The organism is Longimicrobiaceae bacterium (assembly GCA_035936415.1).
GTDB lineage: Bacteria > Gemmatimonadota > Gemmatimonadetes > Longimicrobiales > Longimicrobiaceae > JAFAYN01.
Window position 1 is genome coordinate 1 of the sequence record DASYWD010000271.1, and the last position, 16,208, is coordinate 16,208.

Genomic DNA, 16,208 nt, shown 5'->3' on the forward strand with positions numbered 1-16,208 from the left:
GTCCCGTTCCACGCAACCGGGGTTGCGGGTCCCGCCGCGGGGGTCTTCGCGGTGAGCGGCGACGGCCAGACCGGCACCGTCGGCGGCGCTCTCCCCGGCCAGCCCGCCGTCCGGATGGCGGACGCGCACGGCAACCCCATCGCGGGCGCCACGGTGGAGTGGAGGGTCACGGTGGGGGGCGGCACGGTGTCCCCCGCTTCCGGGAGGACGGACGATTCGGGGCTCGCGCGCACCGCCTGGACGCTGGGGACCGTCCCCGGGTCGAACACCCTCCAGGCCCTCAGCCCGGAGGCCCCGGGCTCCCTTGCCGTCTTCCGAGCCACGGCGAGCCCCGGTGCGCCCGCGGTGGTCGCGAAGCTGGCGGGCGAGGGGCAGAGCGGCCCCGCCGGGTCGGCGCTCCCGGCGGCGCTCACCGTGCGCGTGACGGACCGCTACGGGAACCCGCTGGGCGGCATCGCGGTCGGCTGGTCGGCCACGGCCGGAGGGGGCACCCTGGACCCGCCGGCCGCGAGCACCGGTCCCGACGGGACCGCTTCCGCCCGGTGGACCCTGGGAGCGGCGACCCTCCGCCAGACGGCCCATGCGGCGGTCGGAGGGGTGGCGCCCGCACAGTTCGGCGCGACCGCGTCCTCCGGCGTGGAACTGGCGGAGCTGAGGATCTCGCCCGCGGCACCCACCATGTACGTGGGCTCGTTCCAGAGGTTCACTGTGACCCACCACGACGCGGCCGGAGCAGAGATCCCGCAGGCGTGGTCGATCCGGTGGCTCACCTCGAATCCCGGCGTCGCCCGGATGGACTACACGCGGCCCGACGGCCCCAACGTCCTCGGCGTCACTGCCGGGACGGCGACGATCACGGCCAGCAGCTTGTCGGGGAAGTTCGCGACGGCGACGGTCACGGTGGTGGACCGGGCGCCGCTCGGCGGCGACGACTTCGACACGAACACGCTGGGGAGCTACACCGCCCGCGGGGGGCCGGGTGGTGCCTGGTCCATCTCCAACGGCGTGCTGGTGGGCTCGGGCACCTCCGAGAACGCACTGCTGATCCGCAACGGCGTCTCGCTCGGGGACGGCTGGGTAGAGACCGTGACGAACCACGCGGAGGACGCGGGGCTGGTCCTCCGGTATCAGGCCGACGGCCGGTACTATCTGCTCGCTATCCGCGACGACGCGTCGGTCTTCCCGCGCGGCGAGCGGAACCTGGAGCTGTACCGTATGGACGGGAACTCGTACACCATCCTTCGCCAGATCGACGTCCTCTGGCAGCGCGGCGGCCCCCCGAGCGTGGTACGTTTCCAGGCGGTCGGGTCCACCCTCAGCGTCTTCTTCGACGGCAGGCTGGTCCATTCCCAGGAGGACTCCTGGCTCGCGAGCCCCGGCGGCCTCGGGGTGCGCCACTACGGCCTGGGCCCCGCATCGGCCGACCGCTTCCTGTCCCTCCGCTGGGGCGCACCCTAGCGGCAGGCTCTCGGCGGGGCCCATGCACGGCGCCCCGACGGAGACTCCTCCGCCGGGGCGCTCCCCCTTTCCGCCGACGCAGGTTCGCCCACGCTGGCGCCGCGCTCAGAACCGCCGTTCAGGCCGTCCCGTGCCCCGAAAGCTGCTTCCCGCCTAGAAGGTGCAGGTGCAGGTGCGGCACCGACTGGCCGCCCTCCTCGCCGGTGTTGACCACCACCCGGTAGCCGCGCTCCGCCAGCCCCTCCTGCTCCGCGATCCGCTTCACCGCCAGCAGGAGCCGCCCGGCCAGCTCCACGTCCTCCTCCTCCAGCTCCGCCAGGGAGGCGATGGGCTTGCGGGGGATCACCAGCACGTGCGTGGGCGCGGCGGGGTTGATGTCGCGGATGGCGACCAGGTGCTCGTCCTGGTAGACGAAGGTCCCGGGGATCTCCCCGTCGATGATCCTGCTGAAGATGGTTCTGTCCGCCATGCTCGGTCGTCTCGTCTCAGGATGATCCCGCAGGGGCCAGCAGCGCGCTCCACCACTCCTCCTCCTCGTCCGTGCGCACGACGCGGAAGCCGGCGGCCTCGGCGTCGCGGACCACGTCTGCGTGCTCCGCGCGGAGGATGCCGCTGACGATCAGCCGCCCCTCGGGCGACCCGTCCAGCGCCTCGCGGAAGGCCGGCAGGAGGGGACGGATGACGCTGCTGAGGATGTTGGCGAGGAGCAGGTCGAAGCGCCCCAGCCCGCGCAGGAGCGCCGGGTCGGCCATGGCCTCGACGATCCGGACCCGGTCCTCGACGCCGTTCAGCTCCAGGTTCTCCTGGGCGTTCAGGTTCGCGTCGGGGTCGTACTCCACCGCGACGGCCTCCGCCGCGCCCAGCCGCGCCGCGGCGATGGCGAGGATCGCGGAGCCGGAGCCCACGTCCAGCACCCGGACGCCGGGGCGGAGGGCGCCGTCCAGGAGGCGGAGGCACCCGCGCGTGGTGGCGTGCTCCCCGGTGCCGAAGGCCATCTGCGGGTCGATGTCGATCACGACCTCGCCCTGGGCCGGCTCCCACTCCGTCCAGGTGGGCTTCACCACCACCCGGTCGGTCACCCGCCGGGGGCGGAGCCCCTCCTTCCACTTCCGCGCCCAGTCCTCGTTCTCCTGCCAGTGCCAGGAGAGCTCCGGCTTCGCGCCTTCGGGGAGCCACTCCGCGAGCCGGGCGCGCGCCTCGGCGAGGAAGGCGTCCGGGTCGGCGGGCGGGGGGAGATAGGTAGCGAGCTGGTCGCCGCGCTCCTCCACGGCCCCGCCCCCCAGCGCGACGAGCCCCTCGGCGAGCAGCGGGGCGAACTCGGCCGAGGGGGCGCGGACGGAGAGCACCAGCCAGCGGTCCGGTGCGGTCAAGCGGCGAACGCTCCCTTGACCTTGTCCCAGAACCCCTGCCGGCTCTTCCCTTCCCCGCCGGGGACGGGGCCCTCCAGCTCCGCCAGGCGGCGGAACAGCTCCTCCTGCTCGGAGGTGAGCTGCGTGGGAGTCCAGACGTGCACCCGGACGTGCTGGTCGCCGCGGCCCCCGCCGCCCAGGTGCGGGAGCCCCTTGCCGCGGAGGGTGATCACGTTGCCGCTCTGCACGCCGGCCGGGACCCGGACGGTCTCGGGGCCGTACACCGTCGGCACCTCCAGCTCCATCCCGAGCGCCGCCTGGCTGAAGGTGACCCCCAGGTCGTGCACCAGGTCGCTCCCGTCGCGGAGGAAGCGCGGATCGTCCTCCACCTCGATGACCACGACCACGTCGCCGCGGGGGCCGCCGCGCGGGCCGGCGTTCCCCTGTCCGCGCAGCGTCATGTAGTTCTCGGAGCTGACGCCGGCGGGGATGTCCACCTCAACGGTGCGGTCGGCGCGCTGCCGCCCGTCGCCCTGGCAGACCTTGCAGGGGGTGCGGATGATCCGCCCCTCGCCCTGGCAGGTGGGGCACGCGGAGGCGCTCACGAACTGCCCGAACACGCTGCGCTGCACCCGCCGCACCTCGCCCATCCCCTGGCAGGTCTCGCAGGGCTCCGGCGGAGCCCCGCTGGCGGAGCCCGTCCCGGTGCAGGCGGAGCAGGGGTCGAGCACCTTGAGCTTGAGCTTGCGGTGCACCCCGGTGGCGACCTCGGCCAGGGTGACGTCCAGCTTCACGCGGAGGTCGCGGCCGCGCTGCTGCGCCCCGCCCCGGCGGCGCCCCTGCGCGGCGAACAGGTCGTCGAAGCCGCCGAAGCCCCCGAAGTCGCGCATGAAGATGTTCAGCGCCTCCTCGAAGCCGAAGCCGCCCCGCCCGCCGAATCCGGCACCCGCCCCGGCCTTCACCCCGGCGTGGCCGTAGCGGTCGTAGGCCACACGCTTCTGATCGTCGCGGAGCACCTCGTAGGCCTCCGTGGCCTCCTTGAACTTGTCCTCGGCCTCCCGGTCCCCGCCGTTGCGGTCCGGATGGTACTGGAGGGCGAGCTTCCGGTACGCCTTCTTGATCGTTTCCCCGTCCGCCTCGCGGGCGACGCCGAGGATCTCGTAATAGTCTCTCATACCCGTCCGGGAAATGGCGCTCAGGCCAGGAATTCGGAAACCAGCGTCGAGGTCTTCTCGACGAATGCGATCACGCGGTCGTACGGCATCCGGGTGGGCCCGATCACCCCGATCACCCCCTTCAGGTCGCCGACGTGGTACTCGGAGGTGACCACCGTGAAGCCCGCGAGCGCGGGGGTGCCGTGCTCCTCGCCGATGGTGACCTGGAGCGGGTGCGACCCGACCCGGTCGCCGAGGACGCTCTTGAGGAGGTCGCGGTGCTCGATCAGCTCGATCAGCCCGCGCATGCGCTCCCCGCTGGCGAACTCCGGCTGGTCGGCCAGGACGGAGGCGCGCCCCAGGTGCAGGTCCGCGGCGGCGTCGCCCGGGGAGTCGAACCACTCCTCGCGCGACTGCAGGAAGATGTTCAGCAGCTCCGACGCCGGGTCCCCCGCGGCCACGGTGTCGCGCAGGCGCTCCGGGAGTGTCGCGCGGATCTCGCGCAGGGTGTGCCCCGCCAGCCGCTCGTTCAGGATGCGCGCCACGGAGGCGAGCGCGGAGGCGGGGACGGTGGAGGGGACATCCACGTAGATGGTGCGCACCCGGCCGGCGCGAAGCGCCAGGACCAGGAGCACCTTCCCCCCGGTGACGGGGATCAGCTCCAGCCGCTCCAGCGTGGCGGCGTCCAGCCGCGGCGCGACGGCGATCCCCAGCTCCTGCGTGAGGAGCCCCAGGACCTGCGCGGCCCGCCCTACCAGCCGCTCCACCCCCGCCCGGTCCGCGCCCGCCTCCAGCTCCTGGCGGATCGAGGCCAGTTCCACCTCGGAAAGGCGCGGAGCCCCGATGAGCGAATCGACGAAGAAGCGGTACGCCCGGTCGGTGGGAATCCGCCCCGCCGAGGTGTGCGGGTGGTACAGGTACCCCTTCTCCTCCAGGTCGCTCATGGTGTTCCGCACCGTGGCCGGAGACACGCCGAGCTGGAACCGCCGGGTGAGCATGCGGCTCCCGGCGGGCTCGGCGGTCTCCACGTAGGTGCGGATCACCGCGTCCAGGACGTGGTGCTCGCGCTCGGTGAGCGGTTCCCCTTGCATCTTCGCAGGCGTGGGTGAAAGCAGGCTGAAATGTGCCCGGAACCGCCCGCACCGTCAAGGCGCGCCGCGGGAAACGGAAGGCGTCAGGGGGCCCCGGCGCCCGCCGTCGCCGCCTCCCCCCCCCCGGCCAGCTCCACCGCCAGCCGGTCCAGGAGGAGCCACCCCACCGCGGTCAGCCGCAGCGTCCCGCCCGCGGTCGCCGCCCACCCCCGGCGCTCCCACTCCTCCGCCAGGTGCCGCTCCGCTTCCGCCGCCCCCTCCAGCGGGTACCCGGCGTCGGTGCGGAGGAGGAGCCAGACGCGCTCCAGCTCCGCCTCCTCCCGGACCACGCGCTCCTCGCCCTCCACGGGGAGGCGCCCGTCGCGCAGCGCGTCCCTGTACGCGTCCCATCCGCGCAGGTTCCACCGCCGCAGCGGCGTGTAGAAAGCGTGCGCGCCCGGCCCCAGCGCGGCGTACGGCGCGCCGGTCCAGTACACGAAGTTGTGCCGCGAGCGGCGCCCCGGGAGCCCGAAGTTGGAGACCTCGTAGTGCTCGAGCCCCGCCCTTGTGAGCCGCCGGTTCGCGAGCAGGTACTCGTCGGCGTAGCGGTCCTCGTCCGCCAGCGTCTCCCTCCCCTCGTGCACCCACCGCCCCAGCGGCGCCGCGGCCTCGGCGGTGAGGCCGTAGAGGGAGACGTGCTCCGGCTCCAGCTCCAGCGCGCGCTCCAGGTCGGCCGCCCAGTCGCGCCCGAGCCGGTCCGGGATCCCGAAGATCAGGTCCACGCTGACGTTGTCGAACCCCGCGGCGCGCGCGGCGAGCATGGCGCGCGCGGGACCCTCCACGCCGTGCAGGCGCCCCATCCAGCGCAGCGCCTCCGGGTGGAAGGTCTGCGCGCCCAGCGAGATCCGGTTCACCCCGGCGGCCCGCCAGTCCTCCGCCACCTTGCGGGTGAAGCTCTCAGGGTTGGCTTCGCAGGTCCACTCGACGGTCGCCGGATCCCACGCGGCGTAGGGGCGCAGCCGCTCCCGGAGCTCGGCCATCGCCCCGGTCGCCAGCATCGAGGGCGTCCCCCCGCCGACGTAGATCGTGTCGAGCCGCAGCGGCTCCGCCCACCCGCGCTCCTGCGCGAGGAGCCGCATCTCGGTGGCTACGGCGTCCAGCCACTCGTCCGTGGGCGCCTCCCTGGTGGCCTGCACCGCGAAGTCGCAGTACGAGCACCGCCGCGCGCAGAAGGGGACGTGCACGTACAGCGACCGGGGCGGAGACTCGCTCCCCGCCCCCCAGCCGACCCGCTCCCCCGCCCCCACCAAACCCTCTACCGCCATGAAGCCCCGCGCTCCGGTTCCCGGCGCGAGCCCTGTGCCCGCGCCCGGCCTTCACGACACCCCAGCGGGCGCTCCGTTCCCTGCCTCGCCTCCGCTCAGCAGCGCCGGTAGCGCTTCCCGGGGAGCGTCTCCGCCGCGCCACGCAGCTCCAGCCCGAGGAGGGCGGCGAGGGCGGTGCCGGGGGCCAGGTCCGCTGCGGCGGCGACCTCGTCGACGTGCAGCGGCTCCGTGCCGAGCGCCGCCCAGGCCTGCGCCTCCTCCGGGGAGAGGCCTTCCGGCTCGGCGGCCTCCGGCCGCGGCTCCGGCTCGAGCGGGAGCGGGGACGCCGCGGCGCGCCGCGACAGGACCGGAGCCGGACGGCCGACGCCGCGAAGCTCCTCCAGCACGTCGGCGGCGGAGGTGACCAGCCGGGCGCCCTCCTTGAGGAGCTGGTTCGTGCCCGCGCTCACCGGCGAGCCGATGGGCCCCGGGACGGCGAACACCTCCTTGCCCTGCTCCAGCGCGTAGGTGACGGTGTGCTGCGCGCCGCTCTTCACCGCCATCTCCACCACGAGGACGCCCTCGCCAAGCGCGGAGATCAGGCGGTTGCGGCGGGGGAAGTTGCCGGCGCGCGGCTCCTCGCCGGGCGCCAGCTCGGTGATGAGGAGCCCGCGCTCGCGCATGGCCGCGAAGAGCCGCGCGTTCTCGCGGGGGTACACCAGGTCGATGCCGTGCCCCAGCACCCCGACGGTCTCCCCCTCTGCCGCCAGCGCCCCCGCGTGTGCGGCGGCGTCGATCCCCTTCGCCATCCCGCTCACGATCCCGTACCCGGCCCGGGCCAGGTCGCCCGCCAGCTCCTGCGCGGTCCGCCGCCCGTACTCCGTCGGCTCGCGCGTCCCCACGATGCCCACGGCTGGCTTCCCCAGCAGCTCCAGCCTGCCGCAGACGAAGAGGAGAAAGGGCGCGTCCGTGAGCGCGCGGAAGGCGTCCGGGTAGGCGAGGTCGTCCGGGGTGATCGCCACCGCGCCGAGCTTCCCCAGCCGCTCCATGGCCTTCGCCGTGCGCTCACGCCCCTCCACCCCGGCCGCCGCCACGACCTTCGCAGCGGTCCCCTCCCCGAACCGCGGCAGCGCGACCAGCTCGGCCACGGACGCGCCGAGCACCCGCTCCGCCGACCCGAAGCGCTTCAACAACTGTGCAAGCCGGAGCGGCCCCACGCCCGGGACCATGGAGAGGCGGAGGAGCGGTTCGAGCGCGGAAGGGGAGAGCGGCATTGGAACGGAGGTGCGAAGTGCGAAGCGGCGCCCCCACGGAGAGGGTCGCAGGGAGGAGGCGGGGTGGTCGGAGGAAGAAGTGGATGTTTGAGCGAAGCGAGTTCACTTCCTCCGGAGACCATCCCGCCTCCGACCGTCACGCGCGACAGACCCCCCGCAACCTGTCGGGAAGAGGCGCCCCGCAGGAGAACGGAGACGCATCGAAGTATCGGCCGCCAACGTAGCGGCCGACACTCCGGAGCCCGCCCAAAGCTCAGCCGCCTACGGCCGCCACTCTTCCGGCTCGTCCCCGCCCCGCTCCTCCGCGACGACGCGGGCCGCGTGGGTCCAGAGCCCCTCCAGGAGCGGATCGAGCCCCCGCTGCGCCACCGATGAGACCAGGAACTGCCCCCAGGCCTCCGGCGCCTCCACCCGCGGCTGCGGCCACTCCGGCGGGAGCAGGTCCGCCTTGGTGAACACCACGCAGTGGGGCTTCGCCGCCAGCTCCTCCGAGTACGCCCGCAGCTCTGCCATGAGCCGGTCGTACTCCTCCTGCGGCTCCAGCGCGTCCGCAGGGATCATCAGCGCCAGCGTGCGCGTCCGCTCGATGTGGCGGAGGAACTGGTGCCCCAGCCCCTTCCCCTCGTGCGCGCCCTCGATGATCCCCGGGATGTCCGCGATCACGAAGGTCCGGCTCCCGGAGAGCTGCACCACCCCGAGGTTCGGCGTGAGCGTGGTGAAGGGATAGTCCGCCACCTTCGGCGTCGCCGCAGAGACCGCCGAGAGCAGGGTGCTCTTCCCCGCGTTCGGCTCGCCGACCAGCCCGACGTCGGCGATCAGCTTCAGCTCCAGCTCGATCCGCCGCTCCTCGCCCTCCTCCCCCGGCTGCGCGTGACGCGGCGCCTGGTTGGTGGCGGTCGCGAAGCGCGCGTTCCCGCGCCCGCCCCGCCCGCCGCGCGCGGCGACCACTTCGTCTCCGGGCTCCACCAGCTCTCCCAGCACCTCGCCCGTGTCCGCGTCCTTCACCACCGTGCCGGGCGGGAGGCGGAGCACCAGGTCCTCGCCGCTCCGGCCGGTCCGGTTGCCGCCCTCCCCCTTCTGCCCGCGCTCCGCCGCGTAGTGCTTCCGGTAGCGATAGTCGAGCAGCGTGGAGAGCTGCGGATCGACGCGCAGCACCACGTCGCCGCCCTTGCCACCGTCCCCGCCGTCGGGGCCGCCCATGGGCTCGTACGACTCGCGGCGGAAGCTCGACACGCCCTCGCCGCCGCGGCCCGCCTTGATCTCGATGACTGCATGGTCCAGGAACATCTCAGCCCGCCTCTCCTCTGCTCGTCGCCAGCGCGCGCCCGCGCACCTCGCTCCACAACGCGCGGACGCGCCCGGCGGCGTCCGCGTCCACGTAGCCGCACGCCACCTCCACCGCCGCGTCCACCTCCTCGGCCACCGCGCCCGCGTTCAGCGCACCGCGCAGGTGCGAATGAAGCTGGCGCGGGGTGTTCCACACCGCCAGCAGCGCCAGGATGCACAGCTCCCGCGTGGCCAGGTCCAGCCCCGGGCGCCCGATCACCCGGCCGTAGCCGCCCTCCACCATCCAGCGGTCCATCTCCGGGTGGACGGCCACGACGTTGGCGCGGAGCCTGGGGTAGTTGGCCCCGTACACCTCCGCGCAGACTTGCTCGCCGCGCCGGGTCCACCCCTCGCACCCCTCGCCCCGCGACGGCGGAGCGGGCCGGCCGCTCGCCTCGCGCCAGAGCGCAAGCGCGGTGAGCGCGTCCGGGAAGCCCACGAACACGTGCGACTGGAGCAGAACCTCCTCGACCGCGTCCGGGTCCGCCTCCCGCACCGCCCGCGCCACCGCCTCCGCCACTACCTCAGCGTCGCGCGTGGCGAGCGCCGCGGCGAGGGCAACCAGCGCCTCCCGGGGCCCGTCGAGCCGCACCGGCTCAGGCCTCCGGCGTGCGGAGCCGGACGTTGGGGCGGAGCTGCCCCGTCACCTCGCCCCGCGTGTTGACCACGTCCGGGTAGGCCAGCGCGTACATGGCCCCGTAGTCGTCCTCGGAGATCAGGTCCAGCTCGCGCAGCACCCCCAGGATGGCGGGCCCTACGGCGCGCGTGGAGCCGTCCTCCACCTTGACCGCCACCCCCAGCTCCGCGCCGGGTACGCCGACGCAGTAGACCCCCTCCGCCCCCACCTTGGCGAACACCCTCCCCTCGGTGCGGCGCATGAGCTCGGTGCAGAGCCGCCCCTTGCCGGCGACCATCTCCGGGTAGGCGGTCATCGCGCCCACCACGCGGGCGGGGCCGCGCTCCCCCCGGCGCGCGGCGCCCGCCAGGCGGGCGTACGCCAGCGCCATGTTACGGAGCGGGAGGGCGAAGCACACCACCCCGCACCCGTCGTTCCCCACCGCGATGCCCTCCGCGGGGACGCCGGCCCAGCGGGACACCTCCGAGAGCATGCGGAGCTGCACCGGGTGTTCGGGGCGCTGGTAGTCCTGGGTTTCCCAGCCGCGGGCGCGGGCGAGGGCCAGCATCCCCGCGTGCTTCCCGGAGCAGTTGTTGTGCAGGCGGACCGGCTCCAGCCCCGCCTCCTGCAGCTCGCGGCGGGTGGGCTCGTGGAAGGGGGCGTGCGGGCCGCAGGCGAGCGCCTCCGCGTCCAGCCCGATCTTGCGGAGGACGGACTCAGCCGCGCCGGTGTGCGCGGGGGAGCCGGCGTGCGAGCCGCAGACCAGCGCCAGCTCCCGGTCGGAGATCCCGAACCGCTCCAGGGCTCCGCCGTCCTCCACGGCCAGGGCCTGCAGGGGCTTCGCCGCCGAGCGGATGAAGGTGACCTGATCCGGGTCGCCCGCGCAGGCGCGGAGCTGCCCCTCCGCGTCCACCACCGCCACGTGCACCCGGTGGCGCGACTCGGTCACGCTCCCCCGGACCACGTCCACCGTGCATTCGATCTCTCTCATCGCCTTCCCATTCCGAGCAGGATGCCCACAAGGATCAGCCCCCCGCCGACGAGCGCGGCCGGGGGCGGTGTCTCCGCGATCCCCGGGAGGAGCCAGGCGATCAGCGTCGCCCCCACCGGCTCCCCCAGCAGGGAAAGGTTCACCACGTACGCCGGGAGGTAGCGGAGCGCCCAGTTCTGCCCGGTGTGCCCCACCAGCATGGGCCCCACCGCCAGCCCCGCGAAGACCGCCCAGTCAGCGGGCGGGTACCCGCCCAGCGGAACCCCGGCCAGGGGGAGCGCGGCGAGCAGCGCCAGCGCCGCGCACCCGTACACCACCCCCACGAAGGGCCAGATCTCGATGCGCGCGCGGAGCCGCCGGCCGAGCACGTAGTACGCCGCCACCAGCAGCGCCCCGGCGAGCGCCAGCAGGTCCCCGCGCAGCGGGTCCGCCCCGCCGCGGAAGTCGCCCCACCCGATCCAGGCCGCCCCGGCCACCGCCACCCCGATCCCCGCCCACTGCCTGCGGCCCGGCCGCTCCCGCAGGAAGAGGGCCGAGAGAACGGCCACGAAGATCGGCGCCGTGGAGACCAGCACCACCGACGCCGCCACGCTGGTGAGCCCGATGGAGGCGATCCAGGTGGCGAAGTGCCCCGCCAGGAACACCCCGGCCAGCGCCGCCGTCCCCAGGTCCCGCCGCGACAGCCGGCGGAGCGCGCCCCACTCGCCGCGCGCCGTCAGCACACCCGCGATCAGGACCACCGAGAGCGCCAGCCGCCAGAAGGCGACGGCGAGCGACGGCGCCTCCGCGAAGCGCACCAGCGGGGCCGCCCAGCTGATGGCCAGCACCGACACCAGCAGCACCAGCGGAGGGGGGACCGGCGGCCGTTCCGGCACCGCGGCGAGCGCCGTCCGCCCGCTCACGCCCGCTCCGCTCCCCCCGGCCCGGAAGACGGGGAAGTATACGCCGCGCCGCGCCCCCGGGCCATGCCGCGAGTCAGAGCGCACCCAGGTTCTCGAGGACCAGCCGGAGCCCCATCAGCACGAGGAAGGTGCCGAAAAGGAGGGCGAGCCCGCGCGGGTTCATCCGCTGGTTCAGCTTCGCCCCCCAGGGGACGGACAGGAGCGCCCCGAGGAAGATGGCCATTCCGGCCGCCACGTCCACGTACCCGAGGCTGAGCGGCGGGCGGCCGGGCTCCCCGATCCCGCCCACGACGTAGGCCAGCACCCCGGCCACCGAGGTGATGGCGATGATCCCCATGGAGGTCCCCGCCACGCGCCGCACGTCGATCCCCACCACGTTCATCAGCAGGGGGATGGCGACGATCCCGCCGCCCACCCCCAGGAGCGCCGAAAAGGTACCCACCACCAGGCCGGTCCCGATCGTGACCGGGAGCGTCAGCCGCAGGTGGTCGGAGCCGTGGGGGACCTCCCCCTCCGCCTGGTTCCTCTGGCGGAGCAGCCGGTACCCGGAAAAGACCAGCAGCACCCCGAACCCGACCCGGAGCATCTGCGGGGGGAGCCGGTCGGCGACCCCCGCCGCGGCCACCGCCGCGACCGTGGACGCCAGCCCGATCGGCCAGACGGCGGGCCACACCACCAGGTCGGAGCGGTGGAACGCCTGCGTCCCGCGGATGGCGGTGGGGACGATGGCGAACAGGCTGGTCGCGTGCGCCACGACGGTGGCGAGCCCGGCGCTCACCGGATGCCCGAAGAGCGCCGGGTGCGCGTAAAAGAAATAGAGGAAGGGTACGATGAGTACCCCTCCTCCAATCCCGATCAGGCCGGACAGGAGCCCGGCCACGATCCCGACGCCGAGGGCGGCGAGTACCGCCGCGAGCGTCATTGAGCGCGGGCGGGCGCCATCCTGGACTCCGGCTGCGCCGGCGGCACGAGCCGCAGCAGCGCCTCCGGGCTCTCCGCCCGCCGCAGCAGGGCGTGCGCCTCCGTGACCGCGCGGTCCGAGGCGGTCACCCGCCGCGCCGCGACGTTCGCGCCGAACTTGTGCTGCACCACCTCCTGGCCCAGCCGGCGGTCGATGAAGCGCTGGGCGCCCGCGTACTGCTCCGGGGTGAGATCCAGCCCCGCGGCGCGGAGTCGCTCGAAGAGCTCGCGCCGCATCTCCGGCGTCACGGTGAAGTCCGGGCGGAGCTGCGGGTTCTTGCGGCCGTACTCGATGGCGTAGCGGAAGAGCACGTCGTTGAACTTGCTCCCGCCCTTGGCCGCCGCCCGGAAGAACTCCTGCTCCGCCGTGGACGCGGTGTCGGGGCGCACGATCATGTCCGGCACGATCCCGCCGCCGCCGTAGACGATGCGCCCGCTGGCGGTCCGGTACGGCTTGGTGGAGTCCGCCGGGGAGCCGATCATGGGCGTCCCGTCCTCGGCCACCGGGGCGTCGGCCGCGAGCGCGGGGCGGGCCTCGCCGTTCTGCTTCAGGTCCTTCTGGATGGAGCGGCCCACCGGGGTGTACCACTTGGAGGTGGTCACCTTCAGGAAGTTCCCCCCGGAGAGCGGGAAGAGGTCCTGCACCGAGCCCTTCCCGAACGAGCGCGAACCCAGCACCAGCGCGCGGTCGTGGTCCTGCAGCGCGCCGGCGACGATCTCCGCCGCGCTGGCGCTGTACTCGTCCACCAGCACCACCACCGGCATCCCGGGGACGAGCTCCCCGTTCCGGGCGCGGGCGACGGTGTTGTCACCGGCGGTGCGGCCGCGCGTCTCCACCACCGACTGGCCCGGCTTCAGGAAGAAGTCGGCCACGCCGACCCCCTGGTCCAGGAGCCCGCCCGGGTTCTCGCGCAGGTCGAACACCAGCTTCTTCATCCCCTCCGAGCGGAGGCGCTGGACGGCCTCGCGGACCTCGCGGGTGGAGGACTCGCTGAACACGGAAAGGCTCACGTACCCCACGCCGTCGGCCATCATGAAGGCGTAGGGGACGGAGTTGAGGTGGATCTCCTCGCGCGTGATTCCGAAGGGGATCGGCTCCTCCACCCCGATGCGCACCACCTTGATCTGCACCGGCTGGCCCTTGGGCCCGCGGAGGACCTTCACCGCCCGGTCGCTGTTCCACCCCTTGGTGGACTGCCCCTCGATCTCGATGATCCGGTCGCCGGCGCGGAGCCCGGCGCGCTCGGCGGGGGTCCCCGGGAGCGGCGCGAGCACCGTCACCCACCCGTCGCGCTCGACGATCTGCGCCCCGATCCCGGCGTACTCGCCGGACATGGAGGTGTAGAACTCCTTGAACTCCTCGGGCGTGAGGAAGGTGGTGTGGGGATCGCCCAGCTCCTGGATCATCCCCTCCGTCGCCATCCGGTACAGCTCGGCGCTCGACGGCCGCTCCACGAAGCGCTGCGAGAGCAGCGTCATGACCTCGTCGAAGACGCGGGCCTGCTCGTAGACGTTCCGCTGGTCGGAGACGCCCTGCTGGAGGAGCCACCCTCCCGAGACGAGGGCGACGCCCGCGACGAGCGCGGGTGCGACGATGGTGCGCTTCAGCTTCATTCAACCTCCGGAGGTGCCAGGACCGCCCTTCGCGCCGGCTCCCGGGGTGGGGGTGCCGTGTCCGCCGTTGATAAACCCGTCACCCGGGAAAGTTTCGGGGAAGCGGGCCGCCAGAGCGGCGCGTACGCGCCGGTGCACCTCCTCCTCCGTGCCCACCGCGTCCACCCGTACGATCCCCTCCACTTCGCGGGCCAGCTCCCGGTACCCGGCCGCCACCCGCCGGTGGAAGGCGGCCGCTTCCCGCTCCATGCGGTCCCGGTCCTTGCCGGCCGCGGCCTGGCGCCGCGCGCCCTCCTCCGGGTCGAGGTCCAGGAGGAGGGTGGCGTCGGGGGCCACCCCGCCCGTGGCGAAGCGGTTGCAGGCGCGGACCTCCGCAAGCGGGAGCCCGCGCCCCTCGCCCTGGTACGCCAGCGTGGAAAGCTCGAAGCGGTCCGCGATCACCACCTCGCCGCGCCGCACGGCCGGGAGCACCACCTGCTCCACGAAGGCGGCGCGGGCCGCCAGCATCAGGAACAGCTCGCTCCGCGCCGGTACCCGCAGCTCCAGGTCCGCCAGCACGGTCTCCCGCACCCGCTCGCCGAGCGGGGTGGAGCCGGGCTCGCGGGCCACCGTCACCCGGAGCCCCCACGCCCGCAGGGCGTCGGACAGGAGCCGGACCTGCGTGGTCTTTCCCGCCCCTTCCACGCCCTCGAAAGCAAGGAACAGGCCGTGGCGCGGGGCCGCGGGAGCGTCGTCCGTCATGTCGCGGGAGCCGGCGGTCGGAAGGTCAGGAGGCAGGTACGGGAGCGCCCGGAGCCAGCGGGAGAACGAAGTGGAACGCGCTCCCCGCCCCGGCGGCGCTCTGCACCCAGATGCGCCCGCCGTGCGCCTCCACCGCGAGCTTGCAGAAGGTGAGCCCCAGCCCGGAGGACCCCGCCGTGGAAGGGACGCTTCCGTACCGGCGGAAGATCACCTCCTGGAACTCCGGGGCGATCCCGGACCCGTCGTCGGCCACGGTGAAGCGGACCTCCGACGCGGACTCCGGCGCCGCGAGGACCCGGATCCGGACCCCCTCCCCCGCGTGGCGGACGGCGTTGCCGATCAGGTTGGCGAAGACGCGGCGGAGGAGCTGCTCGTCCGCGCGAACGGAGAACGCGGAGGCGGACTCCACGTCCAGCAGGGCGCCGCGGCGCTCCACCGGGACCCGCCATTCGTCCGCCACCTGCACCAGGAGCCGCTCCACCCTCAGCTCCTCCAGCTGCAGGCGTACCTCGGATTCCTCCAGCCGGGCGATCTCCAGCAGGTTGTCCACCATCCGCAGCATGTCGTCACCGCGCTCGCGGGCGTCGCCCAGGAGCCGGTGCTGCCGCGGGGTGAGCTCTCCCAGGTCGCCGTCGACCGCCAGCTCCAGCGTCCCCAGGATGGCGGAGAGCGGCGACTTGAGGTCGTGCACGATCATCCGCGTCAGGTCGTCCCGGAGGCGCTCCAGCTCCTGCAGCTTCCTGTACGAGCGCTCCAGCTCGTCCCCGGCGGCCTTGAGGCGCAGGAGCGAGCGGATGCGGGCGAGGAGGATGGGGCGGTTGAAAGGCTTGGTGAGGAAGTCGTCGCCGCCGGCCTCGATGGCCCGGAGCTTGTCCTCGCTCTCTGAAAGCGCCGTAACGAAGACCACCGGGATCCCCGAGGTGGCCGGGTCGGCCTTGAGCCGCCGGCACACCTCGATCCCGTTCATCCCCGGCATCATGATGTCGAGGAGGATCAGGTCGGGGGACTGCTCCCGCGCAACCCGGAGCGCCTCCTCCCCCCCGAAGGCGCCCACCGCCCGGTACTCCATGGCCTCCAGGAGGTCGCAGAGCAGCTCCACGTTGACACGTTCGTCGTCGACGACGAGCAGGAGCGGGACCGCCGCCGGGGGCTCGCTCACCGGCTCAGCAGCGTGAGGGAAAGGTTCAGGCGCCAATACGACTCGTCGAGTACGGCGTCGCCGCCGCCGCGCCAGCCGCGCTCCGCCCCCAGGTCCACCTGCGCCTGGCCGTTCCCCAGCCGGGCGCCCAGCCCACCGGTCAGCGCCATCTCGCTGGGGAAGGCGTTCCCCTCCTGGACCGACCCCCAGCGGAACGGGAGGGCGCTGTAGCGGGCCCCCACGCGCACCGGGAAGGAGCGCGCCGCGAGGTTCGCCGGGGCGAACTCCACGCCGCCGGAGAGGGTCCAGGA

At 73.9% G+C, this 16,208-nt stretch carries 16 protein-coding genes; 1 reads left to right on the plus strand and 15 read right to left on the minus strand.

All coding sequences use genetic code 11. From position 1 onward, the window contains the following. Positions 1-1,458, plus strand: a 1,458-nt coding sequence (locus VGR37_11010; GenBank protein HEV2147922.1) for an Ig-like domain-containing protein, incomplete at its 5' end; no start/stop codon positions are given. A gap of 118 nt (positions 1,459-1,576) precedes the next feature. Here VGR37_11010 and VGR37_11015 read toward each other — a convergent pair. The 15 genes from VGR37_11015 to VGR37_11085 form a co-directional block, all read right to left on the minus strand. Then, positions 1,577-1,927 carry a histidine triad nucleotide-binding protein gene (locus tag VGR37_11015; protein HEV2147923.1) on the minus strand — a complete coding sequence of 117 codons (351 nt, stop codon included), beginning with the start codon at positions 1,925-1,927 and terminating at the stop codon, positions 1,577-1,579. A 16-nt stretch (positions 1,928-1,943) separates the two neighbouring features. Next, positions 1,944-2,828 (minus strand): 50S ribosomal protein L11 methyltransferase, encoded by an 885-nt coding sequence (locus VGR37_11020; GenBank protein HEV2147924.1) that lies wholly within the window; start codon positions 2,826-2,828, stop codon positions 1,944-1,946. Continuing rightward, positions 2,825-3,982 (minus strand): molecular chaperone DnaJ, encoded by a 1,158-nt coding sequence (dnaJ, locus tag VGR37_11025; GenBank protein ID HEV2147925.1) that lies wholly within the window; start codon positions 3,980-3,982, stop codon positions 2,825-2,827. The genes VGR37_11020 and dnaJ overlap by 4 nt, the downstream gene beginning before the upstream one ends. 20 nt (positions 3,983-4,002) lie before the next feature. Continuing rightward, positions 4,003-5,052 (minus strand): heat-inducible transcriptional repressor HrcA, encoded by a 1,050-nt coding sequence (hrcA, locus tag VGR37_11030; GenBank protein HEV2147926.1) that lies wholly within the window; start codon positions 5,050-5,052, stop codon positions 4,003-4,005. An 83-nt stretch (positions 5,053-5,135) separates the two neighbouring features. Continuing rightward, on the minus strand, positions 5,136-6,356 hold the full coding sequence (hemW, locus tag VGR37_11035) for a radical SAM family heme chaperone HemW (protein ID HEV2147927.1): 1,221 nt from the start codon (positions 6,354-6,356) through the stop codon (positions 5,136-5,138). Between the two features lie 95 nt (positions 6,357-6,451). Next, complete coding sequence (dprA, locus tag VGR37_11040; protein ID HEV2147928.1) at positions 6,452-7,609, minus strand: DNA-processing protein DprA; 1,158 nt, start codon at positions 7,607-7,609, stop codon at positions 6,452-6,454. A gap of 261 nt (positions 7,610-7,870) precedes the next feature. Next, a complete protein-coding gene (gene obgE, locus VGR37_11045) occupies positions 7,871-8,896 on the minus strand; it encodes a GTPase ObgE (protein ID HEV2147929.1) in 1,026 nt (341 codons plus the stop codon). A 1-nt stretch (position 8,897) separates the two neighbouring features. Next, positions 8,898-9,527, minus strand: coding sequence for a carboxymuconolactone decarboxylase family protein (locus VGR37_11050; protein HEV2147930.1), 630 nt, complete (start codon positions 9,525-9,527; stop codon positions 8,898-8,900). Positions 9,528-9,531: 4 nt separating this feature from the next. Beyond that, positions 9,532-10,542, minus strand: coding sequence for an asparaginase (locus tag VGR37_11055; protein HEV2147931.1), 1,011 nt, complete (start codon positions 10,540-10,542; stop codon positions 9,532-9,534). After that, a complete protein-coding gene (locus VGR37_11060; protein HEV2147932.1) occupies positions 10,539-11,444 on the minus strand; it encodes a DMT family transporter in 906 nt (301 codons plus the stop codon). Before VGR37_11060 ends, VGR37_11055 begins: the two co-directional genes overlap by 4 nt. Before the next feature lie 73 nt (positions 11,445-11,517). Next, on the minus strand, positions 11,518-12,366 hold the full coding sequence (locus VGR37_11065) for a sulfite exporter TauE/SafE family protein (protein ID HEV2147933.1): 849 nt from the start codon (positions 12,364-12,366) through the stop codon (positions 11,518-11,520). Further along, positions 12,363-14,018: a S41 family peptidase gene (locus VGR37_11070; protein ID HEV2147934.1), complete on the minus strand. Its 1,656-nt coding sequence runs from the start codon at positions 14,016-14,018 to the stop codon at positions 12,363-12,365. The genes VGR37_11065 and VGR37_11070 overlap by 4 nt, the downstream gene beginning before the upstream one ends. Continuing rightward, positions 14,019-14,759 carry a dTMP kinase gene (gene tmk / locus VGR37_11075; protein HEV2147935.1) on the minus strand — a complete coding sequence of 247 codons (741 nt, stop codon included), beginning with the start codon at positions 14,757-14,759 and terminating at the stop codon, positions 14,019-14,021. A 25-nt stretch (positions 14,760-14,784) separates the two neighbouring features. Further along, entirely contained in the window at positions 14,785-15,918 is a 1,134-nt protein-coding gene (locus tag VGR37_11080; protein ID HEV2147936.1) for a response regulator, read from the minus strand. Beyond that, a partial coding sequence (locus VGR37_11085; GenBank protein HEV2147937.1) for a hypothetical protein occupies positions 15,915-16,208 on the minus strand: 294 nt, incomplete at its 5' end. The genes VGR37_11085 and VGR37_11080, both read right to left, overlap by 4 nt.